The 23,394-nt window shown below is 68.1% G+C and carries 19 protein-coding genes; 7 read left to right on the forward strand and 12 right to left on the reverse strand.

Annotated elements, in window-relative coordinates; translation table 11 throughout:
* Nucleotides 1-2: 2 nt before the first annotated feature.
* The 6 genes from FZ025_RS00825 (at nt 3) to FZ025_RS00850 (ending at nt 5,449) form a co-directional block, all read left to right on the forward strand.
* Nucleotides 3-989 carry a PhoH family protein gene (locus tag FZ025_RS00825; RefSeq protein WP_046977757.1) on the forward strand — a complete coding sequence of 329 codons (987 nt, stop codon included), beginning with the start codon at nt 3-5 and terminating at the stop codon, nt 987-989.
* Nucleotides 986-1,471 carry an rRNA maturation RNase YbeY gene (gene ybeY / locus FZ025_RS00830; RefSeq protein WP_046977758.1) on the forward strand — a complete coding sequence of 162 codons (486 nt, stop codon included), beginning with the start codon at nt 986-988 and terminating at the stop codon, nt 1,469-1,471. The genes FZ025_RS00825 and ybeY overlap by 4 nt, the downstream gene beginning before the upstream one ends.
* A 97-nt stretch (nt 1,472-1,568) precedes the next feature.
* Complete coding sequence (locus FZ025_RS00835) at nt 1,569-2,141, forward strand: hypothetical protein (protein ID WP_046977759.1); 573 nt, start codon at nt 1,569-1,571, stop codon at nt 2,139-2,141.
* Between the two features lie 110 nt (nt 2,142-2,251).
* Nucleotides 2,252-3,133, forward strand: a complete 882-nt coding sequence (locus FZ025_RS00840; protein WP_046977760.1) for a CorC family transporter — start codon at nt 2,252-2,254, stop codon at nt 3,131-3,133.
* Between the two features lie 20 nt (nt 3,134-3,153).
* The gene (locus FZ025_RS00845; protein ID WP_244292561.1) at nt 3,154-4,431 is read left to right on the forward strand and encodes a lipoprotein N-acyltransferase Lnb domain-containing protein; all 1,278 of its coding nucleotides are present in this window, start codon (nt 3,154-3,156) and stop codon (nt 4,429-4,431) included.
* Between the two features lie 25 nt (nt 4,432-4,456).
* Nucleotides 4,457-5,449: a magnesium and cobalt transport protein CorA gene (locus FZ025_RS00850; protein WP_046977761.1), complete on the forward strand. Its 993-nt coding sequence runs from the start codon at nt 4,457-4,459 to the stop codon at nt 5,447-5,449.
* A gap of 165 nt (nt 5,450-5,614) precedes the next feature.
* On the opposite strand, the gene FZ025_RS00855 is transcribed toward FZ025_RS00850, so the two are convergent.
* The 7 genes from FZ025_RS00855 to FZ025_RS00885 all read right to left on the reverse strand — a co-directional run bounded on the left by FZ025_RS00855 (nt 5,615) and on the right by FZ025_RS00885 (nt 14,571).
* A complete protein-coding gene (locus FZ025_RS00855) occupies nt 5,615-6,979 on the reverse strand; it encodes an NAD-dependent succinate-semialdehyde dehydrogenase (protein ID WP_046977762.1) in 1,365 nt (454 codons plus the stop codon).
* Between the two features lie 227 nt (nt 6,980-7,206).
* Entirely contained in the window at nt 7,207-8,052 is an 846-nt protein-coding gene (locus FZ025_RS00860; protein ID WP_046977763.1) for an ABC transporter permease subunit, read from the reverse strand.
* Nucleotides 8,049-9,020, reverse strand: a complete 972-nt coding sequence (locus tag FZ025_RS00865; RefSeq protein ID WP_046977764.1) for an ABC transporter permease subunit — start codon at nt 9,018-9,020, stop codon at nt 8,049-8,051. Before FZ025_RS00865 ends, FZ025_RS00860 begins: the two co-directional genes overlap by 4 nt.
* The gene (locus FZ025_RS00870; RefSeq protein WP_046977765.1) at nt 9,017-10,177 is read right to left on the reverse strand and encodes an ABC transporter ATP-binding protein; all 1,161 of its coding nucleotides are present in this window, start codon (nt 10,175-10,177) and stop codon (nt 9,017-9,019) included. The genes FZ025_RS00865 and FZ025_RS00870 overlap by 4 nt, the downstream gene beginning before the upstream one ends.
* Before the next feature lie 95 nt (nt 10,178-10,272).
* Entirely contained in the window at nt 10,273-11,769 is a 1,497-nt protein-coding gene (locus tag FZ025_RS00875) for an efflux transporter outer membrane subunit (protein ID WP_046977766.1), read from the reverse strand.
* A 7-nt stretch (nt 11,770-11,776) separates the two neighbouring features.
* Entirely contained in the window at nt 11,777-13,360 is a 1,584-nt protein-coding gene (locus tag FZ025_RS00880) for a DHA2 family efflux MFS transporter permease subunit (protein WP_104558832.1), read from the reverse strand.
* Nucleotides 13,357-14,571, reverse strand: coding sequence for an HlyD family secretion protein (locus FZ025_RS00885; RefSeq protein ID WP_104558831.1), 1,215 nt, complete (start codon nt 14,569-14,571; stop codon nt 13,357-13,359). Before FZ025_RS00885 ends, FZ025_RS00880 begins: the two co-directional genes overlap by 4 nt.
* A gap of 217 nt (nt 14,572-14,788) precedes the next feature.
* Here FZ025_RS00885 and FZ025_RS00890 point away from each other — a divergent pair, with 217 nt between their 5' ends.
* Nucleotides 14,789-15,868 (forward strand): TonB family protein, encoded by a 1,080-nt coding sequence (locus FZ025_RS00890; protein ID WP_158185505.1) that lies wholly within the window; start codon nt 14,789-14,791, stop codon nt 15,866-15,868.
* Between the two features lie 577 nt (nt 15,869-16,445).
* Here the strand turns inward: FZ025_RS00890 and FZ025_RS00895 are convergent.
* The 5 genes from FZ025_RS00895 to FZ025_RS00915 form a co-directional block, all read right to left on the reverse strand.
* Nucleotides 16,446-17,576, reverse strand: coding sequence for a polyamine ABC transporter substrate-binding protein (locus FZ025_RS00895; protein ID WP_104558829.1), 1,131 nt, complete (start codon nt 17,574-17,576; stop codon nt 16,446-16,448).
* Between the two features lie 154 nt (nt 17,577-17,730).
* The gene (locus FZ025_RS00900) at nt 17,731-18,855 is read right to left on the reverse strand and encodes a polyamine ABC transporter substrate-binding protein (protein ID WP_104558828.1); all 1,125 of its coding nucleotides are present in this window, start codon (nt 18,853-18,855) and stop codon (nt 17,731-17,733) included.
* A 98-nt stretch (nt 18,856-18,953) separates the two neighbouring features.
* Complete coding sequence (locus tag FZ025_RS00905) at nt 18,954-20,318, reverse strand: aspartate aminotransferase family protein (protein WP_104558827.1); 1,365 nt, start codon at nt 20,316-20,318, stop codon at nt 18,954-18,956.
* Between the two features lie 858 nt (nt 20,319-21,176).
* Nucleotides 21,177-22,559, reverse strand: a complete 1,383-nt coding sequence (locus FZ025_RS00910) for a glutamine synthetase family protein (RefSeq protein ID WP_104558826.1) — start codon at nt 22,557-22,559, stop codon at nt 21,177-21,179.
* Nucleotides 22,560-22,570: 11 nt separating this feature from the next.
* The gene (locus FZ025_RS00915) at nt 22,571-23,326 is read right to left on the reverse strand and encodes a gamma-glutamyl-gamma-aminobutyrate hydrolase family protein (protein WP_104558825.1); all 756 of its coding nucleotides are present in this window, start codon (nt 23,324-23,326) and stop codon (nt 22,571-22,573) included.
* Nucleotides 23,327-23,394 lie beyond the last annotated feature (68 nt).

Here is a 23,394-nt window from a genome sequence, read left to right on the forward strand (position 1 = left end):
GAATGAGCCTACCCGCGCAACGCGATTTCACCCTGGACCCCGCCGACAGCGAACGCCTGGCCAACCTGGCCGGGCCGTTCGATGCGCATCTGCGCCAGATCGAGCTGCGCCTGGGCGTGGAGATCTCCAACCGCGGCAACGTGTTCCGGGCGACCGGCCCGGCCACCGCGGTCGCCGCCGCCGAAACCGTGCTGCAGGCCCTGTACGCCGAGGCCGACAGCGTCGTGTTCGACGACCAGGCCATCCATCTGCGCTTGAACCAGGCCAATGTGGACCTGGTCGCGCAGCGCGCCTACGCACCGCAGGAGGTGGCGATCAAGGTCAAGCGCGGCACCGTGCGCGGCCGCGGCGCCAACCAGGCCAGGTACCTGCACCAGATCGCCACTCACGACATCAACTTCGGCGTCGGCCCGGCCGGCACCGGCAAGACCTTCCTGGCGGTGGCCAGCGCAGTCGAGGCGCTGAACGAATCGCGCGTGCAGCGCTTGATCCTGGTGCGCCCGGCGGTGGAGGCCGGCGAGAAGCTGGGCTTCCTGCCCGGCGACCTGAGCCAGAAGGTCGATCCCTACCTGCGCCCGCTGTACGACGCGCTGTACGAGATGCTCGGCGTGGAAAAGGTGGTCAAGCTGCTGGAAAAGAACGTCATCGAGATCGCGCCGCTGGCCTACATGCGCGGGCGCACGCTCAACGACGCCTACGTGATCCTGGACGAGGCGCAGAACACCACCATCGAACAGATGAAGATGTTCCTGACCCGGCTCGGCTTCGGCTCCACCGCGGTGGTCACCGGCGACCTGACCCAGATCGACCTGCCCAAGCACGTCAAGTCCGGCCTGCGCGACGCGATCGAGGTGCTGCACGAGGTCGAGGGCGTCAGCTTCACCTTCTTCGAGGCGCGCGACGTGGTGCGGCACCCGCTGGTGGCGCGCATCGTCACCGCCTACGAAAAGCGCGACCTCACCGACAAGGCGAGCGGCCCGGCGCCATGACCAGAGGTCCGGTCCGCCTCGATGTCGGCGTCAGCTACGCCCTGCCCCGTGCCGGGCTGCCGGCGGCGGCGAGCTTCCGCAAGTGGGTGGCGGCGGCGCTGAAGGGCCGCATCCGCGAAGCCGACCTGGCGATCCGCCTGGTCGATGCCAAGGAAGGCTGCTCGCTCAATCATCACTACCGCGGCAAGGACTACGCCACCAACGTGCTCAGTTTTCCCGCCGAGCTGCCCGAGGGCCTGCCCAAGGGGATCAAGCTGCCGCTGCTCGGCGACCTGGTGATCTGCGCGCCGGTGGTGGCGCGTGAGGCCGCCGAACAGGGCAAGCCGCTCAACGCCCACTACGCGCACCTGACCGTGCACGGCGTGCTGCACCTGCTCGGCTGGGACCACGAGGACGACAAGGAAGCCGAGGCGATGGAGCAGTTGGAACGCGAGATCCTGGCCGACCTGGGCGTGGGCGACCCCTACGCCGGGGAACGCTGAGGCCGGCAATGGCTGGCCAAGCGCGGGCGCCGGCGCTAACGTTGCCGCGCGGCCGCTGCGCCGCGCCACTCCGCTCTCCGGCCCGAGGTCCAGCGCGTTGATCCGTCCATCGTTGCTTCTGCTCGCGCTCGCGGCCGCGCTGCCCGCGGCGGCCGCCCCCACCCCCGCCATCGATCTGCCGGCGCTGCTCGAATGCCGCCAGCGCGTGGCCGACTTCGCCGCGCTGGGGCCGTTGCTGGCCGATCCGCTGAAGGCGGTGGCGCAGGGCTGGCGGCCGCTGCCGCAATCCAACCTGTTCATGCGCGAATACGAGCTGCTGCGGCCGATCCAGGTGTTCGGCCACAGCGCCACGCGCATCGGCGTGGCCGGCGCCAGCGTGATGGCGATCCTGGACTTGGCCGATCCGCGCCCGCTGGCCAGGCAGTTGCAGTTGGAAGCGGCAGTGGATACGCCGGGAAAGGCGATGTTCGGCCGCGAGCTGGTCAGCCGCGACGTGATCGACCCCAAGACCGGCGCGCCGATGATCGAATCGATCATCCTCAGCCTGTCCACGGTGCAGTCGCATCCGGGCAAGACCCTGGCCGGCTGCAGCTACAGCCTGGACCTGCCGGAGGATCCGGACGCCGCGCCGGCGCCGGACCCGCTGCACGCGCCCGCCGGCGGCGGCTGAGGCCGTGCCCGCGCGCCGCCGCGGCCGCGGCCGGCGTCGCGGCTCTGTCCCATTGGCCCTGCTAGACTTGCGCACATCGCCCGGCAGACCGGGTGCCGTATCCATAGAACATGTCAGAAGACGACGCTAGCAGCCCCCTTCCGGAAACCCATGAAAAACGCCGCGGCTGGCTGGAACGCCTCGGCGCGGTCTTCTCCGGCGACCCGCACACCCGCGACGACCTGGTCGAGGTGCTGCGCGACGCCCAGCAGCACGGGCTGATCGCCGCCGACACCTTGCGCATGATGGAGGGCGCGCTGTCGGTGTCCGAACTCACCGTCGGCGATGTGATGATCTCGCGTTCGCAGATGGTGTCGCTGTCGGCGGAATCGCGCTTTCTCGACCTGATGAAGCAGGTGGTCGAATCCGGCCACTCGCGCTTCCCGGTGCATGGCGAGAACAAGGACGACATCCTCGGCATCCTGCTGGCCAAGGACCTGCTGCGCGGCGTGGTTGCCGACCACGGTCCGGGCACGGTGCGCGAGCTGCTGCGCCCGGCGGTGCTGATCCCCGAGTCGAAGAAGCTCAACGTGCTGCTCAAGGAGTTCCGGCTCTCGCGCAACCACATGGCGATCGTGGTCGACGAGTACGGCGGCGTCGCCGGCCTGGTCACCATCGAGGACGTGCTGGAGCAGATCGTCGGCGAGATCGACGACGAGCACGACGATGCCGAGGACGAAGCCTCGCTGATCGCCGCGCAGGCCGACGGCCAGTACGTGGTCGATGCGCTGACCCCGATCGAGGATTTCAACGAGCGGTTCGGTGCCGACTTCTCCGACGACGACTACGACACCGTCGGCGGTCTGGTCACCGAGGCCATCGGCCACCTGCCGGAAACCGGCGAGGAGCTGACCCTGGGCCGCTTCGCGTTCCGCGTGGCGCGCGCCGACGCGCGCCGGGTGCAGGCCTTCCACGTCACCATCCTGCCGCCCGACCCGCAGGAAGACGCTTGATCGCTCGCCCGCTGTGGCGGATGCCGGCACGCGGCTGGCCGCAGTGGCTGCTGGGCACGCTGCTGGCCTGCTGCGCGGCGCTGGCCTTCGCACAGGCCGGCGCCGCGGACCCGGCGCCGCCGGCGCTGGCGCCCGCCTCCGCCGCGGCGCCCGTTGCCGGCCGGTCAAGCGACGACGCGTCGGCACCGGCGCCGCGCATCGGCGTGGCCACGATGCAGCCGGGCGAGGTGTTCTTCGAACGCTTCGGCCACGATGCGATCGTGGTGGTGGATCCGCGCAGCGGCCAGGCCACGTCGTACAACTTCGGTTTCTTCGACCCCGGCGAACCGGACTTCGTCAGCCGCTTCGCCGCCGGCGACATGATGTATTACCTGGTCGCCCTGCCGCTGCAGGACGACTTGACGCAGTACCGCGACGCCGGCCGCGGCGTGGACATCCAGTGGCTGGACATGCAACCGGCGCAGGCGCGCGCGCTGCAGCAGGCGCTGGCCTGGCGCGCGCGCCCGGAAAACGCGCGCTACCGCTACGACTACTACACCGCCAACTGCGCCACGATGGTCCGCGACGCGCTGGACCGCGCGCTGGACGGCGCGCTGCACGCGCAGCTGTCCGGGCGTTCGCGCGGCAACACCTACCGCAGCGAATCGGTGCGCCTGGCCTCGCCGGCGCCGTGGATGTGGCTGGGCTTCGACCTGGGCCTGGGCCCGTTCGCCGACAAGCCGCTGTCGCGCTGGGAAGAGGCGTTCGTGCCGATGCGCCTGGCCGAGAGCCTGGGCGAGGTGCGCAACCGCGCCGGCCGGCCGCTGGTGCAGGCGCGTCAGCAGTTGCTGCCGCAGCGGCTGGCGCCGGAACCGAGCGAACAGGCGCGGCATTGGTGGCCGTGGCTGCTGGCCGGGCTGCTGGCCGCCGCCGGGGTGCTCGCCCTGGCCCGGCGGCCGCGCTGGCTGGCAGCGCTGGCGCTGCCGTTCTGGCTGCTGTGCGTGCTCGGCGGCGGCGTGCTGCTATACCTGTGGGGCTGCAGCGATCACCGTGCGGCCTGGGCCAATCGCAACCTGCTGCTGCTCGACCCGCTGTGCCTGCTGCTGGTCGGCGGGGCCATCGCGCACCTGCGCGGCCGCCCGCCCGGACGCTGGTTCGGCATCGCGCTGTGGCTGGTGGTCGCCCTGGCCGGCGCGGCGCTGCTGATCCATTGGCTGTCGATGCTGCAGCCGCAGTTCAACCTGCAGTGGATCGCCCTGCTGCTGCCGCTGCATGCGGCGCTGGCCTGGGCGTTCACACGGCGCCGCTTGCAGCGCTGATCCTGCCCGCGCACCATTCCCGCCCATGGCTTCCGTCCCCGCAAATCCCGCCTGTGTCATCAACTGCGTGCACTACGACGGCCACGGCCGCCGCCACGACATCGCCCTGGAGCAGATCAGCGACGTACTGGCCGAGTCCGACGGCTTCGTCTGGGTCGGCATGTACGAACCCGCCGACCATGTGCTGCAGCAGCTGCAGGAAGAATTCCAGCTGCACGACCTGGCGATCGAGGACACGCGCAAGGCGCACCAGCGGCCCAAGGTCGAGGCCTACGGCAATTCGCTGTTCCTGGCCGTGCACACCGCGCAGGTGATCGACGAGCGCATCGTCTACGGCGAGACCCACGCCTTCCTCGGCGTGCGCTTCCTGCTGACCGTGCGCCACGGCGCCTCGCTGCCGTATGCGCCGGTGCGCGCGCGGCTGGAGCGCGAGGTGGCGCTGATGCAGCTCGGCCCGTCCTACGCGCTGTACGCGGTGCTGGACTACATCGTCGACAACTACCAGCCGATCCTGGACGAGTTCCGGCAGGGCCTGGAACGCCTGGAGAAGGACATCTTCGCCGAAGCCTACCGGCGCGACACCGCGATCCGCCTGTACGAACTCAAGCGCGAACTCAACCAGATGCGCCTGGGCGTGGCGCCGCTGCAGGACGTGCTGGCCCACCTCAAGCGCAACCCCGGCCCGCTGATCCCCGACGAAGTGCGGCTGTACCTGCGCGACGTGCTCGACCACGCGGTGCGCACCAACGAGGCGATCGACACCTTGCGCGAGATGCTCGGCGCCGCGCTGAGCGTGAACCTGTCGCTGGTGACCCTGGCCCAGGGCGAAACGGTCAAGCGCCTCGGCGCCTGGGCCGCGCTACTCGCCGCCCCGACCCTGATCACCAGCTGGTACGGCATGAATTTCAAGCAGATGCCGGAACTGGAATGGCCCTGGGCCTACCCGCTGATGATCGGCGGCGTGGGTGCGGTGTGTTTGGGGCTGTATCTGGGGTTCAAGCGAGCGCGGTGGCTGTGAGCCGCCGCGGTGCGGCGGCGGGAATGGGGAATGGGGAAACGGGAATGGCAACAGCACAGCGCGCTACTGGCCGGTAGTTGCGCCGACATCAAGGCGCATCGCCAGGAAACTGACCGCGTAGCGCGGCTTTTCCGATTCCCCATTCTCCATTCCCGATTCCCAGCCTCACCCCACATACACCGACTTGATATTCATGAACTCATGAATGCCATGCTCGGCCAGTTCGCGACCGAAGCCGGAGCGCTTGATGCCGCCGAACGGCAGGCGCACGTCGCTCTTGACGATGGCGTTGACGAAGGCCGCGCCGCATTGCAGCTGGCGTGCGACACGCTCGCCGCGGGCGCGGTCGGCGCTCCACACGCTGCCGCCCAGGCCGAAGCTGGTGTCGTTGGCCACCCGCACCGCTTCTGCTTCGTCGGCCACGCGCAGGATCGCGGCGACCGGGCCGAACAGTTCCTCGTCGTAGGCCGGCATGCCCGGCACCACGTGGTCTAGGATCGAGGCCGGATAGCCGGCGTGGGTGGAGCTGTCGGGCGCGGCGCCGAGCAGCGGCCTGGCGCCTTTGGCGATGCTGGCCTGCACCTGCCTGTGCAGTTCGTCGCGCAGGTCCTGCCGCGCCAGCGGCGCCAGCGTGGTCGCCGCGTCCTGCGGGTCGCCGAGCCGGCGCGCGCTGGCCGCGGCGACGAAGCGGCGCACGAAGTCGTCGGCGATCGCCGCGACCACCACGAAACGCTTGGCCGCGATGCAGGTCTGCCCGGCATTGTCGAAGCGCGACTTCACCGCCGCGGCCACGGTGAGCTCCAGGTCGGCGTCGTCCAGCACCACGAAGGCATCGCTGCCGCCGAGTTCCATCACGCACTTCTTCAGCTGATCGCCGGCGTTGGCGGCGATGGAACGGCCGGCGCGCTCGCTGCCGGTCAGGGTCACCGCGGCGATGCGCGCATCGCGCAGCACCGCGGCGGCCTGGTCGTTGTCGATGTGCAGCACGTCGAACACGCCGGCCGGTACGCCGGCGGCGGCGAGCACCGCGTGGATCGCGTCGGCGCAGCGCGGCACGTTGCTGGCGTGCTTGAGCAGGGCCACGTTGCCGGCCATCAGCGCCGGCGCCAGGAACCGGAACACCTGCCACAGCGGGAAGTTCCACGGCATCACCGCCAGCACGCAGCCCAGCGGTTCGTAGCGCACGTAGCTGCGCTGCGCATCGGTCGTCACCGGCACGTCGCGCAGGTAATCGGCGGCATGTTCGGCATAGTAGTCGCAGGCATCGGCGCACTTGTCGATCTCGGCCAACGCCTCCTTGCGCAGCTTGCCCATCTCCGCGGTCATCAGCCGCTGGAGGTCTTCGCGGCGCGCGCGCAACTGCGCGCCGACCTGCCGCAACAGCGCGCCGCGCTGCTGCAGCGGCGTTTCCGCCCATGCGGGAAACGCCTGCGCGGACGCGGCCAGGCGCTGCTCGACGGCGGCGGCATCCATCAGCTCCAGGCTGTAGTCGACCTGGCCGGTGGCGGGATTGACGGTGTCGTAAGCCATCGCGACGGACTCCTGGGAAAAGTCCGGCAAGCCTAGCGCCGCGAAGGTTGCGGCGGCGTGGCGACAGCGCCGAAGCGATGGACCACAGCGTTCTGCGGCGGCTAAGGCCTTTGTAGGACTTTTGTGGGAGCGACATCAGTCGCGACAGGCCTTCCCGGTAACGCCCGTCGCGACTGAAGTCGCTCCCACAATAAGCAGCCGACCGCAAGACCCGGGTCGAAGACCCGTCAGCCGCCCTGCTGCAGCGCCAGCTGGATGTCGCGCTGGCGTCGCTTCTCGCTGCGTGCCATCAGCCACCAGCCGACGCAGGCGGCGATCGACACCGCCAACACCATCAGCGTAGCCAGTGCGTTGATCTTCGGCTTCAGCCCCATCCGCACCGAGGAGAACACGGTCATCGGCAGCGTGGTCGAGTTGGGCCCGGCCACGAAGTTGGCGATCACCACGTCGTCCAGCGACAGGGTGAAGGCCAGCAGCCAGCCGGACACCAGCGCCGGGGCGATGATCGGCAAGGTGATCAGGAAGAACACCTTGAGCCGGTTCGCGCCCAGGTCCATCGCCGCTTCTTCCAGCGAGCGGTCCAGTTCCTGCAGGCGCGAGGACACCACCACGGTGACGAAGGACAGGGTGAAGGTGACGTGCGCGGCCCAGATCGCGGTCACGCCCTTGGGCGGGATGCCGATCAGCCCGCCCATCGACACCAGCATCATCATGATCGACAGGCCGATGATCACCTCCGGCATCACCAGCGGCGCGGTCACCAGCGCGCCGAACAGGCTCTTGCTGGGGAAACGGCGGAAGCGGGTCATCACCATCGCCGCCAGCGTGCCGATCACCATCGCGGCGGTCGCGGTCCAGAACGCCACCTTCAGGCTGATCCACGCCGCCTGCAGGATCTGCCGGTCGCGCAGCAGCTCGCCATACCACTTGGTGGAGAACCCGGCCCACACCGTGGCCAGCTTGGAGGCATTGAACGAGTACACCATCAGCAGCAGGATCGGCAGGTACAGGAAGGCGAAGCCGCCGCTCAGCACCGTCCAGCGCAGCACCCGCCCGCCGCGCAGCGCGCTCATGCCTGGCCGCCTGCGAGCTGGCGTTGCTGGTAGCGGTTGAAGATCAGGATCGGCACCATCAGCAGCATCAGCATCGCGATCGCCACCGCCGAGGCCGCCGGCCAGTCGCGGTTGTTGAAGAACTCGCCCCACAGCACCCGGCCGATCATCAGCGTGTCCGGCCCGCCGAGCATTTCCGGGATCACGAACTCGCCCACCGCCGGGATCATCACCAGCATGCAGCCGGCGACGATGCCCGGGCGCGACATCGGCAGGGTGATGGTCGCAAACGCCTTCCACGGCCGCGCGCCGAGATCGTAGGCGGCTTCCAGCAGGCGCTGGTCCTGTTTCACCAGCGTGGCGTACAGCGGCAGCACCATGAACGGCAGATAGCAGTAGACGATGCCGATGTAGGCGGCGATCGGCGTGTACAGGATGCGCAGCGGCTGCTCGATCAGCCCCAGCGCCAGCAGCGCGCGGTTGAGCACGCCGTTGCTGTCGAGGATGCCGATCCAGGCGTAGACGCGGATCAGGAACGAGGTCCACGACGGCAGCACCACCAGCATCATCGCGATGTTGCGCGCCGACGGCGACAGCCGCGCGATCACGTAGGCCATCGGATAGCCGATCAGCAGGGTCAGCAGGGTCGAGATCCCGGCGATCTTGATCGAACCCCAGTAGGCTTCGATGTACTGGTTGTCGCGCACCAGCGCCAGGTAGTTCTGCAGGGTGAACTTCAACGTCAGCACGCCGTCCGTGTAGTCCAGCAGCGAACTGTACGGCGGGCTGCTGATCGCCTGCTCGGCGAAGGAGATACGCAGCACGATCAGGAACGGGATCGCGAAGAACAGCAGCAGCCACAGATACGGCGCGGCGATCACCGCCCAGCGCGCGCCGGGCAGGCGCCGCTTGCGCAAGCGCTGCAGCAGCGTGCGCCGCGGCGGCGCGGGTTGCGCGGCGGGCACGCTGGCGGCGGCGGGCGCGCTCATGCGGTCAGCACCACGCCGTCGTTGTCGCTCCACCACACCCACACCGCATCGCCCCAGGTCAGGTTGTCGCTGGCCCAGCGCTGCTGGTTGGCGAAGTTGGCCATCAGCTTGACGCCGCTGGGCAGGCGCACGTGGTAGACCGAATGGCTGCCGAAGTAGGCGATGTCCTCGATCGTGCCCTGCGCCTTGTTGTAGGCCTGCGCCGGCGCGTCCTTGCCGATGCCCAGCTTCTCCGGGCGCACCGCGAACGACACCGGCTGCCCGGTGATGCCGGTGATGCCGTGGCCGACGTAGATGCTGTCGGCGAAGGCGCCGGCGCGCAGGGTCACATAGTCCGGCATGTCCTCGTCGATGGTGGCGTCGATCAGGTTCACCGAGCCGATGAACTCGGCGGCGAAGCGGTTGGCCGGCTGCTCGTAGATCTCGTCCGGGGTGCCGATCTGCTGGATCCAGCCGGCATCCATCAGCGCGATGCGGGTGGCCATGGTCATCGCCTCCTCCTGGTCGTGGGTGACCATCACGCAGGTCACCCCGGAGGTTTCGATGATGTTGACCAGCTCCAGCTGCATCTGCGAGCGCAGCTTCTTGTCCAGCGCGCCCATCGGCTCGTCCAGCAGCAGCAGCTTCGGCCCCTTGGCCAGCGAACGCGCCAAGGCCACGCGCTGCTGCTGGCCGCCGGAGAGCTGGTGCGGCTTGCGCTTGCCGAGCTTGCCCAGTTGCACCAGCTCCAGCATCTCGCCGACGCGCTTGGCGATGGCCGCGCGCGGTAGCCCGTCCTGCTTCAGCCCGAAGGCGATGTTCTGCGCCACGGTCATGTGCGGGAACAGCGCGTAGGACTGGAACATCATGTTGAGCGGGCGCTCGTACGGCGGCAGATCGTCCAGCGGCTGGCCGTCGAGCACGATGCGGCCGCGGCTGGGTTGCTCGAACCCGCCCAGGCAGCGCAGCAGCGTGGACTTGCCGCTGCCGGAACCGCCGAGCAGGGCGAAGATCTCGCCCTTGCGGATATCCAGGTCGACGTCGTCGAGCGCGACAAAGCCGTCGAATTCCTTGCGCAGGCCGGCGATGGACAGGTAACCGCTACCCTTGGCCGGCGGCGCCGCCGCAGCCGCGATCGCGGCCGGCGGAAGATCGGGTCTCGCTTCGCTCAACGCCATCTGTTGCTCCCCGTGGAAGACGATGCTGCCGGGATTGCGCGGCCGACCCCAGTGTAGCCGCGGCCGCCGCATCGGCGATACCGCGGCGCAGGCGTTTATTGCGCCTGCGTTTGCGCTGCCGATGGCGGCGGCGCCCAGCCCAGGCCCAGGCTCTTCTGCAGCGCCACGTAGCGCAGCAGCACCTGGGTGCGCGCCTGCACCGCGCTGTCCTGCGCCGAGGCCTGCTGGCGCTGTACGTCCAGCGCATCGATCAGCGAAGAGGCGCCGGCGGCGTAACGCTGTTGCAACAAGGCCGCGGAACGGTCCGCCGAGGCTTCGGCCTTGGCCGCGGCCAGCGCCTGCTGGCGGGCAGCGCCGAACCGCGCCAGCGCGCTGTTGGCGTCCTGCAGCGCCGCCAACACGGTGCCTTCGTAGGCGGCCAGGCGCGCGGCATTGCCGGCGCGAGCCTGCGCGACCTTGGCCCTGGTCGCGCCGAAATCCAAGATCGACCAGCGCAGGAACGGCGCGACCACGCGGTTGACCGCATCGCTGCCGAGCTCGCCCGGCGAGGGCGCGGCCATGCCGATGTTGCCGAGCAGGGTCACCTGTGGGAAGTACGCGCTCAGCGCCTGCCCGATCTGCGCCGACGAGGACGCCAGCTGGCGTTCGGCGCGGCGCACGTCGGGGCGGCGGCGGATCAACGATCCTGCATCGTCCACCGGCACCACCGCCGGCAGCGTCGGCAGCGGCCGGTCCGCGGCCAGCGCGGCGTCGAGCGCGCCCGGCTCGCGGCCGATCATCAGCGCCAGCTGGTCCAGCGCCTCCTTCGCCTGCGCCTGCAGGTCGGGCAACACCGCCTCCTGCTGCTGCAGCTGCGCCTGCGCGCGCTCCACCTGCAGGTCGGCGTCGGCGCCGCGCTCGCGGCGTTGCCGGGTCAGTTGCAGGGTCTGCCGCGCCGCTTCCAGGTTGCGCTGGGCGATGGCGATGCGCGCGCGGGTGCCGCGATAGCCCAGATAGGCCTGTCCCACTTCGGCGGCGAGCTGCACCTGGGTGTCGGCCAGCTCGGCCTCGTCGGCCTGCGCGTCGGCCAGCGCGCCTTCGCTGGCGCGGCGGCGGCGGCCGAAGAAATCCAGCTCCCAGCTGGCGTCGAAGCCGACGCTGTACAGCTGCGCATGCGGGTCGATGTCCAATGGCTGGCCGCTGCCGGCGGCAATGCCGCCCAGGCCATCGACCAGCGCGTCCGGCGCCCTGGCGTTGAGGTAGGCGGCATTGGCGCCGACACTGGGTAGCTGCTCGGCATGGCGCTGCTGCACCAGCGCGCGCGAGGCGCGCAGCCTGGCCTGCGCCGCGCGCAGGTTCGGGCTGTTCTGCAGCGCCTGTTCGACCAGGCTGTTCAACTGCGGATCCTGCAGCGCCTCCCACCAGCGCTGCGGCGGCGCGGCCGGCACCACCCCGGCCGCCGCGGCCACCGCATCGGCGCGATGCAGCTGCGGCTGCGCCTGCGCCGCCACGGCCACCGGCGGCGGCTTCACGTAGTCCGGGCCGAGCACACAGGCCGCCAGCAGCAGCGGCAGCGCGGCGGGGACGAGCACACGGGACCAACGCTGAGCCATGGAATCCTCAATGCATCGCGAGCGGAGCGCCGCCCTTGGGCAGCGGTTTGAGCAGGAACGCCAGCGGGATCGTGCACACCACGATCACCCCGAAGATCCAGAACAAGTCGTTGTAGGTCATCACCAGCGCCTGCTGCTGCACCATCCGCGCCAGCTGCGCCAGCGATTGCAGCGCCGCGCCGGCGCCGGTCACCGACTGCAGCTGCGCCGCCAGGCCGTGCAGATAGTCCTGCGCCAGCGGCGAATTGGCGCTGGTGCCGCTGCCGATCATCTGCGTGTGGAACACCATGCGCCGCTCCTGGAAGGTGGAGATCAGCGCCAGGCCGATCGAGCCGCCCATGTTGCGCGCGGCGTTGAACAGCCCGGAGGCATCGCCGGCCAGCTCCGGCGGCACCGAGGAGATCGCCGCCTGGTTCAGCGACATCATCGCCAGCGCCAGGCCGCAACCCTGCAGCAACTGGCCGATCACGAAATGCATGCCGACCGAATCGGCACTGAGATTCATGTTGACGAAGCAGGCGGTGGCGAAGCAGCTCAGCCCGCCGATCACCAGGATGCGCACGTCCACGCGCATCAGCATCTTCGGCATCAACGGCATCAGCAGCACGGTCGGTACGCCGGACAGCAGTACCACGTAGCCGGACTGCTCGGTGTTGTAGCCGGAGATCGTGGCCAGGAACTGCGGGATCATGTACATGACCCCGAACAGGATCATGCCCACCGCCATCACCATCACGAACACCGCGCCGAAACTGCGCTGCAGCAGGATCGACAGGCGGATCACCGGCTGCCGGCTGAGGAACTGCGAGGCGACCAGGGCGATGAAGCCCAGCGCCGAGAGCAGGCTCAGCAGCACGATCTGCGAGGATTCGAACCAGCGCTCGCGCTGGCCTTCCTCCAGCACCACGGTCAGCGCGCCGAGCCCGGCGGTGAGGCCGAAGATGCCGAGCCAGTCGGCGTCGAGCAGCCCGCGCAGGTTCATCCGCTCGTGCGCCAGGCCGAGCAGCAGCAGCGCCACCAGCCCGGCGCAGATCGGCACGTTGATGAAGAACGCGTAGTGCCAGCTGACGTTCTCGGTGAGCCAGCCGCCGAGCAGCGGCCCGATCACCGGCCCCAGGATCACGGTCATGCCGAACAGCGCGGTGCCCATGGTCTGCTGCGCCGGCGGCAGCCGCGTGGCGACGATGGTCAGCGCGGTGGGGATCAGCGCGCCGCCGGCGAAGCCCTGGCCGACGCGGCCGAGGATCATCATGGTCAGGCTGTTGGACAGCCCGCAGACCACCGAGAAGAAGGTGAACAGCAGCGCGCAGATCAGCAGGAAGTTGCGCAAGCCCAGGGTGCGCACGAACCAGCCGGTCAGCGGGATCATCACGATCTCGGCGACCAGATAGGAGGTCGAGATCCAGGTGCCCTCGGTGCCGCTGGCGCCGACCTCGCCCTGGATGGTCGGCAGCGCGGCGTTGACGATGGAGATGTCCAGCGTCGCCATGAACGAGCCGATGGTGCCGGCGGCGACCGCCAGCCACGCGCCGGCATCGGCCTTCTGCCGTGCGCCAGCGCCCGCCGCCGGGGCAGCGGCGGCCTCGCTCACGGTGCGCCCTCGCCCTGCTTGCTTTCCTGCTGCACGCGGTCCCTGGCGTCCTTGGCCGCACGCGTGTCCACGGTGACCGTCACCGACATGCCCGGCACCAGCACCTTGCGCGCCTCCGCGCCGGCCTTGAGCCGGATCCGCACCGGCACCCGCTGCACCACCTTGGTGAAGTTGCCGGTGGCGTTCTCCGGCGGCAGCAGTGCGAACTGCGAGCCGGTGCCCGGCGCGATGCTTTCGACCACGCCGTCCAGTTCGACCCCGGACAGCGCATCGACCTCGATCCGCGCCGGCTGCCCGGGCCGCATCAGCCCGACCTGGGTTTCCTTGAAATTGGCGCTCAGGTACAGCGCGTCGACCGGCACCACGCTCATCAGCCGGGTGCCGGCGGCGACGAACTGGCCGACCTGCACGGTCTTGTCGCCGATGCGGCCGTCGATGCGCGCGGTCAGCCGCGTGTCCTCCATCGCCACCTGCGCCTGGTCGGCGTCGGCCTGCGCCTGCTGCAGCCCGGCGCGGGCCTGGTCGAGCTGCGCGCCGGCGCCCTGCACCTGGCTTTCGGCGGCGACGACCTGCGCCTTGGCCGCGTCGTACTGGGCCTGCGCGCGATCGCGGTCGTGGACGATGCTCTCGTAGTGCTCGTGGGTATCGGCGCCGGACGCGGCCAGCGGCGCGAAGCGCTTGGCCTCGGCCTGGGCGAAGCGCAGGCTGGCCGCGACCGCGGTGACCTGGGTGCGCGCCTGCAGCAGGGTGGCGCGCTGCGCCTGCAGCCCGGCCGCGGCGGCGGCGATGTCGGCCTGGCGCACCGCGACCACGGCCTGCGCCTGTTGCTGCGTGGCGCGGTAGGTGCGCTCGTCGATCTGCAGCAGCGGCTGCCCGGCCGTGACCGTCTGGTTGTCGCCGACGTACACCGCGGTCACGTAGCCGTTGACCCGCGGCGCCACCGCCACCGCATCGGCCTGCAGATAGGCGTTGTTGGTTTCCTGAAGGTAGCGGCCGGTGGTCAGGTAATGGATCAGCCACCCCACCAGGGCGATCAGCACGACCAGGCCGATCAGCAGCAGCGTCCATTTCACCTTGGGATGCTTCAGCGGCGACGGTTTGTCGGCTTGCTTGCCGTCGTCCTTGCCATCGTCCTGGGCCGGCGCGGCCCGCGCCTCGTCCGAAGCCGCCTGCCGTTGCGTCTGCGTGGGATCTGGGTCGTGGGTGCTCAAGTCGCAGGTTCCTGGGGGTGGGGGACCATCGTCGCCTGTGCGCCTGACGATGCAGGGACAGGGACGCGCCGCCTGGCGCGCATTCACCAGACGGCAGCGTACGGCGACTTTACATGTATCTGTCATGGCACGCCGCCCTGGCAGTCCGCGTCCCGCTTTTGCGGATGTCGGTGTACAGGGCCCATGCCTGCCGGCCCGTCAGCGGAGCAAGCGAATCATGAAGCGTTTCCACAGAACGACCGGATTGGCGTGGCGGGTGATGCTGCTGGCCTGCTGGGTTTGGACGGTTCCGGCAAGCGCGCAATTGTTGGACGGAAGTGATGTGCGCCAGGAGGACGAGTTGATGCTCACGTGCCGGGGATTGTTAGAGGCCTTTCCAAAATCAGGCGATTCGAAGCAGGACAAGTCCATCGACGAGAGCCGCGAGATGTTCGTTTTTTTGACCGATAGTCCCGATTTTCGAAAGCGCAATCCCTCCGAGAAGGAGCGCAACCAATATATCGGCCAAGGGCGGAAAGTCTGGCAATCCGCAGATCGAAAACAGTTCGACCAGCAAGTGGATAACTGCGCGGCTCTCATTGATTCTATCAATGAGATAATGCCCGTTATGGCGCTCAATGCCGCCATTACGCCGCCGCTCGCTGGCGAAGCGCAGGCCCAATCCCAGGCGGCCGGGGCTGCAATCACGGATGACGAAATATTTGAAATATGGATGGGAGGAATTTTCAAAAAGAGCATGGAATATGCTTCTGAAATGTCCAGATCGGCTGATGACGACATGCGATCTGCTTTCAAGGGAAATGAAGAGAAATACGCCTCATGCATGAAAGGGAGGGTTGCAAAGACGCCGATCCCATTGAGAAATAAGCTTATTTCGTATCTAAGAAACACCTTCATGGCTGGCAAGTCTGAATCTCTTTTCCCAGATATCTACAATGATTATTGGCTTGGCTCCCAAAGCCAATGCACCGGATATTTGGCGAACGAAATGCTTGCAAGAGAGAATGTCGCAAGCGATGCCTCTGCGCCGCGCCTGCTGAGCAGGCCGTCCGATATCTCGATCTACTATCCCAAATCGGCATTGAAGTCCGGCGTGGAAGGACGGACAGTGGCGCGCTGCGCGTTGGATGCAGCGGGCCGGGCCAGGAAATGCGCCATCGCGTCGTCCAGCGGATCGGCCGCGCTCGATGCGGCGACGCTCAAGGTTATCGATGACATGCTGTGGGAGCCCGCGACCGCCGCAGGCGGGAATACCGAAAGGCTTGTCGCTGTGCCAATGACCTGGAAGCAGCAATAGCCATTTCAGCGTCGAACCGACCCTATTCGGCCCTACCCCCGCCACGTTGAGCTTGCCGAGCCGGGAATCGCCTACAACCAAGCCATACTGGGCGCTGCGGCACTGCCGATCAGCGTGGCGGTTAATCCCGCGCAGCCGTGGGGCCTGCCGTGGCCATCAGTGGCACCGACTGCCTCGCAGTGATCGACACGTAGTCGTGGAAGGCATCGACCACTGGGGCGCGGGTCGTGAACCGGCCGGATGCGATGGGCGTGGTGCCCGATCGCTGACCCTGGCGCGTGGCCTGCGATGGGTGGCAGCCCCGCCGGCTGGCCTCGGCGCCCGCATCAGTCAATACCGTTGCTGCACTGGCGGGTCCAGATTGTGTGAGCGCCGGTCGGCGGGGCGTTCAGGCGTCTGCGCGCCTGCGCTCGTGGCGGGGTGGCGCCCCTCTTTCCTCGCCTTCGCGGTGGCGGCCGCTGGCTTGCGGCGTGGCGCATCTGGTATGGCCTGCTGTTCGGGCCTTCCACCTGCGCCGTACCCTCACCCCTACCCCTCTCTCCCGCAGGGAGAGGGGAATCGTGTGCGGCGATGTCGCTCAGCGCCCGGTCTTCAGCTCGGTCCACAGCCGCGTGTACTGGCGATCCACCTCCGGCGGCATCACCGCCAGCGCGAACAGCTTGGCCTGCACCTCGGCCGGCGGGTAGATGGTGCGGTCGCCGCTGATGGCCGCATCGATCAGCGGCAGCGACTTGGGCACCGCGTTCGGATAGCTGACGAAGTTGGTGTTGGCCGCGGCCACTTCCGGGGTCAGCAGGTAGTTGATGAACTGGTAGGCGTTCTCCGGATGCTTGGCGTCCTTGGGAATGGCCAGCATGTCGAAGAACTGCAGCGCGCCTTCCTTGGGAATCGCATAGGCGATGTGCACGCCGTTCTTGGCTTCCTCGGCGCGGTCGCGCGCCTGCAGGATGTCGCCAGACCAGCCCACCACCAGGCAGGTGCTGCCCTTGGCCAGCGCGTCGATGTACTGCGAGGAATGGAAGTTCTGGATGTAGGGGCGGATTTCCTTGAGCTTGGCCGCGGCCTTCTCGATCACCTTCGGGTCGGTGCTGTTCGGGTCCTCGCCCAGGTAATGCAGCACGGTCGGCACGATCTCCGAGGCGGTGTCGAGAAAGGTCACCCCGCAGTCCTTGAGCTTGGCCAGGTTCTCCGGCTTGAACACCAGGTCCCAGCTGCCGACCACGTCGGTGCTGCCGAACGCGGCCTGGATCTTGTCGACGTTGTAGCCGATGCCAGTGGTGCCCCACAGGTACGGCACCGCGTAGGTATTGCCCGGATCCTGCTGGGCGATGCGCTGCATCATCGCCGGGTCCAGATTGGCCAGGTTGGGGATCTTGCGCTTGTCCAGCGGCAGGAACACGCCAGTCTGGATCTGCCGGCCGAGGAAACTCAGCGACGGCACCACCAAATCGTAGCCGCTGCCGCCGGCCAGCAGCTTGGCTTCCAGCACTTCGTTGCTGTCGAACACGTCGTAGGTGACGTGGATACCGCTGTGCCGCTCGAAGCCGGGCACGGTGCCCTCGGCGATGTAGTCCGACCAGTTGTAGACGTTCAGTTGCTGCGCATCGCCGCCGCCCGCCGCCTGCGTCGCGCCCCCGCCCTGGCCCGATCCGCCACAGCCCGCCAGGCACAGCACCGCCACCATCCCCGCTATCGCTCGCCGCTTCATCGTCGTCTCCATGCCGCCCGTTGCGGGCAGCGGTTGGCGGGACGCCGCGCTGGCGCGCGTCCCGGTGGTCCTCCCCTTCGGCGGCCGCGCGCGGCGCGGCCGTACTGCGTGCAGGCGCCGCGTCGCCGCGCCATGGACCACGGACGCGACCGGCTCAGCGGCCGGTCTTGATCTCCGTCCACAGGCGGGTATACAGCTTGTCCACCTCGGGCGGGTTGATCGAATAGGTGAACATCTTCGCCGCCACGTCCGGCGGCGGGTAGATGGTCGGGTCGTTGCGGATCGCCGCATCCACCAGCGGCGTCGCCTTCGGCACCGGATTGGCGTAGTGGATGAAGTTGGAATTGGCCGCGGCCACGTCCGGCGTCAGCAGGTAGTTGATGAACTTGTAGGCGTTCTCCGGATGCTTGGCATCCTTCGGGATCGCCAGCATGTCGAACCACTGCGGCGCGCCTTCCTTGGGAATCGAATAGGCCACGTGCACGCCGTTGTTGGCTTCCTCGGCGCGGTCGCGCGCCTGGATGATGTCGCCGGACCAGCCCACCGCCAGGCAGGTGCTGCCGTTGGCCAGCGAGGTCACGTACTGCGAGGAGTGGAAGTTCTGCACGTATGGGCGAATGCGCTTGATCAGCGCCGCGGCCTGCTCGATCTTGGCGCTGTCGGTAGTGTGCGGATCCTCGCCCTGGTAGTGCAGCGCGATCGGGATCAGGTCCGAGGGCGTATCGAGGATGGTGACGCCGCAGTCCTTGAGCTTGGCGATGTTCTCCGGCTTGAACACCAGGTCCCAGCTGTTGGCGATGTCGGTGCTGCCGAACGCGGCCTTGACCTTGTCCACGTTGTAGCCGATGCCGGTGGTGCCGACCATGTACGGCACGCCGTACTTGTTGCCCGGGTCCTGCTGCGCGATGCGCTGCATGATCTCCGGGTCCAGGTTGGCCAGGTTCGGGATCTTGCTCTTGTCCAGCGGCAGGAACACGCCGGCCTGGATCTGCCGGCCGAAGAAGTTCAGCGTCGGCACCACCACGTCGTAGCCGCTGCCGCCGGCCAGCAACTTGGTCTCGACCATCTCGTCGCTGTCGAACACGTCGTAGGTGACCTTGACCCCGCTGGCCTTCTCGAACGCGGGCACGGTGTTCTCGGCGATGTAGTCCGAATAGTTGTAGACGTTGAGGACCTGGTCCTCGCCCGCCGCCGGCTTGCCGCCCTCGCCGCCGCCGGAACCGCCACAGGAGGCGAGCAGCGCCGCGGAAAGGGAAAGGGTGAGCAGTCGCAGCTTCATTGCAGATCTCCGCAGGTCCATGGGGAAGTTCGGAAGATACACGCCGCGGCGTCGCGCGGCCGACTCAAGACGACCCATCCAGACTAACCAGCGCCGGCCTATTTGCCCAGCGCCTGCGCGGTGTCCTCCAGCGCCAGCCAGGCCTTGTCGAACAGCTCGTCGACCTGGGCGCGGCTGAGGATCAGCGGCGGCGACAGCAGCATCGCATCGTTGGTCGCGCGCAGGATCAGGCCGCGGCGCAGCGCGTGGTCGCGGCACAGCGCGCCGACCTTGCCGCGCTCGGGGAAATAGTGCCGGCGCGGCTTGTCCGGCACCAGTTCCAGCGCGCCGATCATGCCGACGATGCGCGCCTGCCCGACCAGCCGGTGCTCGCCCAGCTCGGCCCAGCGCTGCGCCAGGTACGGCGCGAGCTCGCGGCGCGCGCGTTCGACGATGCCCTCGTCCTGCAGCAGGCGCAGGTTCTCCAGCGCCACCGCCGCGCACACCGGATGCCCCGAATAGGTGCAACCGTGCGCCAGCTCGCCGCCCTGCTCCTTCAGCACCGTGGCCACGCGCTTGCCGAACATCGCCGCGCCGAGCGGGATGTAGCCGGAGGTGATGCCCTTGGCGATGGTCATCACGTCCGGCTGGAACCCGAAGTGCTGCGCGCCGAACCATTCGCCGGTGCGGCCGAAACCGCAGATCACTTCGTCGGCGACCAGCAGCACGTCGTAGCGGCGGCAGATGCGCTCGATCTCCGGCCAGTAGCTGCGCGGCGGGATGTACACGCCGATCGCGCCCATGATCGGCTCGCCGATGAACGCGGCCACGCGCTGCGGCCCCAGTTCCAGGATCTTGTCCTCGAGTCGGCGCGCGGCCAGCAGGCCGTATTCCTCCGGGTCCAGGTCGCCGCCGTCGCCGAACGGGTATGGCGGGTCGATATGGTGGATGTCGGGGATCGGCAGCCCGCCCTGGCGGTGCATGCCTTTCATGCCGCCGAGGCTGGCGCCGGCCATGGTGGTGCCGTGGTAGCCGTCGTGGCGGCCGATGAAGATGCTCTTCTGCGGCTGGTCCTGCACGGCCCAGAAGTGCCGCACCAGGCGCAGGATGGTGTCGTTGGCCTCGGAGCCGGAGTTGGTGAAGAAGGCATGGTCGAGGTCGCCGGGGGTCAGTTCGGCGAGTTTGGCGGCGAGGCGGATGGTGGGTTCGGTGGTGCACTGGAAGAAGCTGTTGTAGTACGCCAGCTGTTCCATCTGCCGCGCGGCGGCCTGGCCGAGTTCCTTGCGCCCGTAGCCGACGTTGACGCACCACAGCCCGGCGAAGGCGTCGAGCAGCTTGTTGCCGTCGGCGTCCCAGACGTAGGCGCCGTCGCCGCGGGTAAGGATGCGCGTGCCTTTCTGGGCCAATGCGGCGTTGTCGTTGAACGGGTGCAGGTGATGCGCCGCATCCAGGTCCTGCAGAGCCCGTGTCTCTATCCGATCCATGTCCACTCCATGCTCGTTGCTGTGCCTGTTGCTGCCGCTGTCGTCGTGGCTGTTGCTACTGCTCTTGCTGCTCTTGCTGCTCTTGCTGCTCTTGCTGCTCTTGCTGCTCTTGCTGCTCTTGCTCTTGCTCCCCTGCTCTTGCTCCCCTGCTCTTGCTCCCATGCTCTTGCTTTCCTGCTCTTGCTGTCGCTTTGGCTTTGGTTGTTGCCTTTGCAATTGCTTTTGACTTACCGGGTTCCCTTCCGCAGCGGCGGCCATGGCGGGGAAAAACCCCGAAGGGGCGGCGCACATGGATGTGCGCCGTTCGCGGCAGGGGCAGGATGCCCCCTTCCGCGAATCCCCGTCATGGACGCGGACCTGTAGCGCGCAGCGCGGAAGGCGCGAGGCAGGGCGCGCTTTCTTTTGGTTACTTTTCTTTGCGCGAGCAAAGAAAAGTGACTCGCCGCAAGGCGAAAGCCTTTGCCTTTGCCTTTGCTTTTTTCTGCCTTCGCTTGCAAGCCTTGAGCAACAACATGAGCAGGAGCAAAGCTTCCGCTGCGCGGGTCACTTTTCTTTGCTTGTGCAAAGAAAAGTAACCAAAAGAAAGCACACCCTGCCTGCGCGCCCTCCGCGCTGCGCGCTCCGGGTCCGCGAACCAGACGGGATCCGCGGAAGGGGCATCCTGCCCCTGCCGCGGACGGCGCACATCCCTGTGCGCCGCCCTTCGGGTTTTTCCCGCCTGGTTCGCCGCTTCGGAAGGGAACCCGGCAAATCACAAGCAACAGCTAAAGCAACAGCAACAGCAACAGCACGGCAACGGCAACCGCAAAAGCTAGCCACTGCGCCCTGCCCGATCCGCCATCGCCAGCGATGCCGGGCTCACACGTTCAACAACAAGAACTCCCGCTCCCACGAACTGATCACCCGGAAGAACGTCTCGTACTCCTTGCGCTTGACCGAGATGTAGGCACGCACGAAACGCGGCCCCAGCAACTCCTGCAGCGGCGCGCAGCGCTCCAGCTCGTCCAGCGCCTCGCCCAGCGAACGCGGCAACTGATAGCCCATCTCCTTGCCATTGCCGCTGATCGGCGCGGTCGGCTCCAGCTTCTCGCGGATGCCCAGCAACCCGCAGGCCAGCGTCGCCGCCATCGCCAGATACGGATTGGCGTCGGAGCCGGCGAAGCGGCTCTCCACCCGCATGTTCTCGATCGTATCGATCGGCACCCGCAGCCCGCAGGTGCGGTTGTCGAAGCCCCACAGCACGTTGCTCGGCGACACCTCGCCGAACATCAGCCGGCGGTAGGAATTGACGTTCGGCGCCAGCACCGCCATCGCCATCGGCACGTACTTCTGCAGCCCGGCCAGGTAGTGCGCGAAAGTGCGGCTGTACTCGCCGGCGCGGCGGCCGCTGAACACGTTCTTGCCGTGCTTGTCGACCAGGCTCTGGTGGATGTGCATCGCGCTGCCCGGCTCGTTCTCCATCGGCTTGGCCAGGAACGTGGCGTAGACGCCGTGGCGCATCGCCGCCTCGCGCATCGTGCGCTTGAACAGGAACACCTGATCGGCGCGCGACAGCGCATCGGAATGGGTGAAGTTGACCTCCAGCTGCGCCGCGCCGGATTCGTGGATCAAGGTGTCCACGTCCAGTTCCATCGCATCGCAATAGTCGTACATCAGGTCCAGGATCGGGTCGAACTCGTTGACCGCGTCGATCGAGTACGACTGCCGCGCGGTCTCCGGCCGGCCGGAACGCCCGGCCGGCGGCAGCAGCGGGAAATCCGGGTCGGTGTTCTTCTGCACCAGGAAGAATTCCAGCTCCGGCGCCACCACCGGCTTGAAGCCGATCGTCGCATACGCCTGCAGCACCCCGCGCAACACGTTGCGCGGCGCCAGGTCGTGCGGCTGGCCTTCCTTGGTATAGCAGTCGTGGATCACCTGCGCGGTCGGGTCGGTGGCCCACGGCACCATCCGCACCGTGTCCGGATCCGGGCGCAGCTGCATGTCCGAATCCGACGGCGAGGTCAGGTCGTAGTAGTCGTCGGGATACTCGCCGGTGACGGTGGTGGCGAAGATGCCCTCGGGCAGGCGCGTGCCGTAGTCGTGGGAGAACTTGGCCGCGGGAATGATCTTGCCGCGCGCGTTGCCGGTGATGTCCGGCACCAGGCACTCGACCTCGGTGATGTGACGCTCCTTGAGCCAACGCCGCAGCGAGCTTTCCTGCTGTTCGGGGGTGTTCTTGCGCGAGCGCGGTCGGCTGGCCATGGGAGATCGATTCAGTGCGTGCGGCGAGCCGCGTAGTGGCGACAGGCGTCGCCGAAGGATTGGAAGATGCCCAGATAGAACGGGTCGTCGAGGACGCGCCATTCCGGGTGCCACTGTACGCCGAGCAGGAAGCCGGGACCGGTACCGCGGAACGCCTCGATCAAGCCGTCCGGCGCCCGCGCCTCCACGATCAGGTCGCCGCCGAGCCGGGCCACGCCCTGCCCGTGCAGCGAGTTGACCCGCACCCGCGGCTTGCCGGCGATGTCGGCCAGCCAGCCGCCCTCGCTCAGGATCACCTCGTGCACCGGCGCGTACTGCTGGTCCAGCGCCGACTGGGTGTCCTCGCGATGATCGGTCAACCCGGGCACCGCATGCACCTTCTGGTGCAAGGCGCCGCCCAGGGCCACGTTGACTTCCTGGAAGCCGCGGCAGATCGCCAGGATCGGCAGGCCGAGCGCAATCGCCTGCGGGATCAGGTCCAGCGTGGTGGCATCGCGTGCCGGATCGTGCGGATTGCCGAGCCAGCTGGGTTCGTCGCCGTAGTGATGCGGTTCGATGTTGCTGACCGCCCCGGTCAGTAACAGGCCGTCCAGCCGTGCCAGCCAATCGCACGGCGCGACCGGCGGCTGCAGCGAGGGCAACAGCACCGGCGTCACCCCGGCGCCATCGACCGCGGCACGCAGATACTTTTCTCCGGCGACCAGGAACGGATGCCGGCCGATGCGTTTACGGTCGGTCGGCAGGCCGACCAGAGGCGATACGGCCATGCGAAGAACTCGTGTGGCGTCCTCGCAAGTTACCCCGGGCGTTTTATTTTTACAACACGCCGTAGCGG

The organism is Xanthomonas hyacinthi, from assembly GCF_009769165.1.
Lineage (GTDB): Bacteria > Pseudomonadota > Gammaproteobacteria > Xanthomonadales > Xanthomonadaceae > Xanthomonas_A > Xanthomonas_A hyacinthi.

Coding starts and splice junctions, on each gene's coding strand:
- FZ025_RS00825 (WP_046977757.1), top strand. CDS start 3: ATGAGCCTACCCGCGCAACGCGATTTCACCCTGGACCCCGCCGACAGC.
- ybeY (WP_046977758.1), top strand. CDS start 986: ATGACCAGAGGTCCGGTCCGCCTCGATGTCGGCGTCAGCTACGCCCTG.
- FZ025_RS00840 (WP_046977760.1), top strand. CDS start 2,252: ATGTCAGAAGACGACGCTAGCAGCCCCCTTCCGGAAACCCATGAAAAA.
- FZ025_RS00845 (WP_244292561.1), top strand. CDS start 3,154: ATGCCGGCACGCGGCTGGCCGCAGTGGCTGCTGGGCACGCTGCTGGCC.
- FZ025_RS00850 (WP_046977761.1), top strand. CDS start 4,457: ATGGCTTCCGTCCCCGCAAATCCCGCCTGTGTCATCAACTGCGTGCAC.
- FZ025_RS00855 (WP_046977762.1), bottom strand. CDS start 6,979: ATGGCTTACGACACCGTCAATCCCGCCACCGGCCAGGTCGACTACAGC.
- FZ025_RS00860 (WP_046977763.1), bottom strand. CDS start 8,052: ATGAGCGCGCTGCGCGGCGGGCGGGTGCTGCGCTGGACGGTGCTGAGC.
- FZ025_RS00865 (WP_046977764.1), bottom strand. CDS start 9,020: ATGAGCGCGCCCGCCGCCGCCAGCGTGCCCGCCGCGCAACCCGCGCCG.
- FZ025_RS00870 (WP_046977765.1), bottom strand. CDS start 10,177: ATGGCGTTGAGCGAAGCGAGACCCGATCTTCCGCCGGCCGCGATCGCG.
- FZ025_RS00875 (WP_046977766.1), bottom strand. CDS start 11,769: ATGGCTCAGCGTTGGTCCCGTGTGCTCGTCCCCGCCGCGCTGCCGCTG.
- FZ025_RS00890 (WP_158185505.1), top strand. CDS start 14,789: ATGAAGCGTTTCCACAGAACGACCGGATTGGCGTGGCGGGTGATGCTG.
- FZ025_RS00895 (WP_104558829.1), bottom strand. CDS start 17,576: ATGAAGCGGCGAGCGATAGCGGGGATGGTGGCGGTGCTGTGCCTGGCG.
- FZ025_RS00900 (WP_104558828.1), bottom strand. CDS start 18,855: ATGAAGCTGCGACTGCTCACCCTTTCCCTTTCCGCGGCGCTGCTCGCC.
- FZ025_RS00905 (WP_104558827.1), bottom strand. CDS start 20,318: ATGGATCGGATAGAGACACGGGCTCTGCAGGACCTGGATGCGGCGCAT.
- FZ025_RS00910 (WP_104558826.1), bottom strand. CDS start 22,559: ATGGCCAGCCGACCGCGCTCGCGCAAGAACACCCCCGAACAGCAGGAA.
- FZ025_RS00915 (WP_104558825.1), bottom strand. CDS start 23,326: ATGGCCGTATCGCCTCTGGTCGGCCTGCCGACCGACCGTAAACGCATC.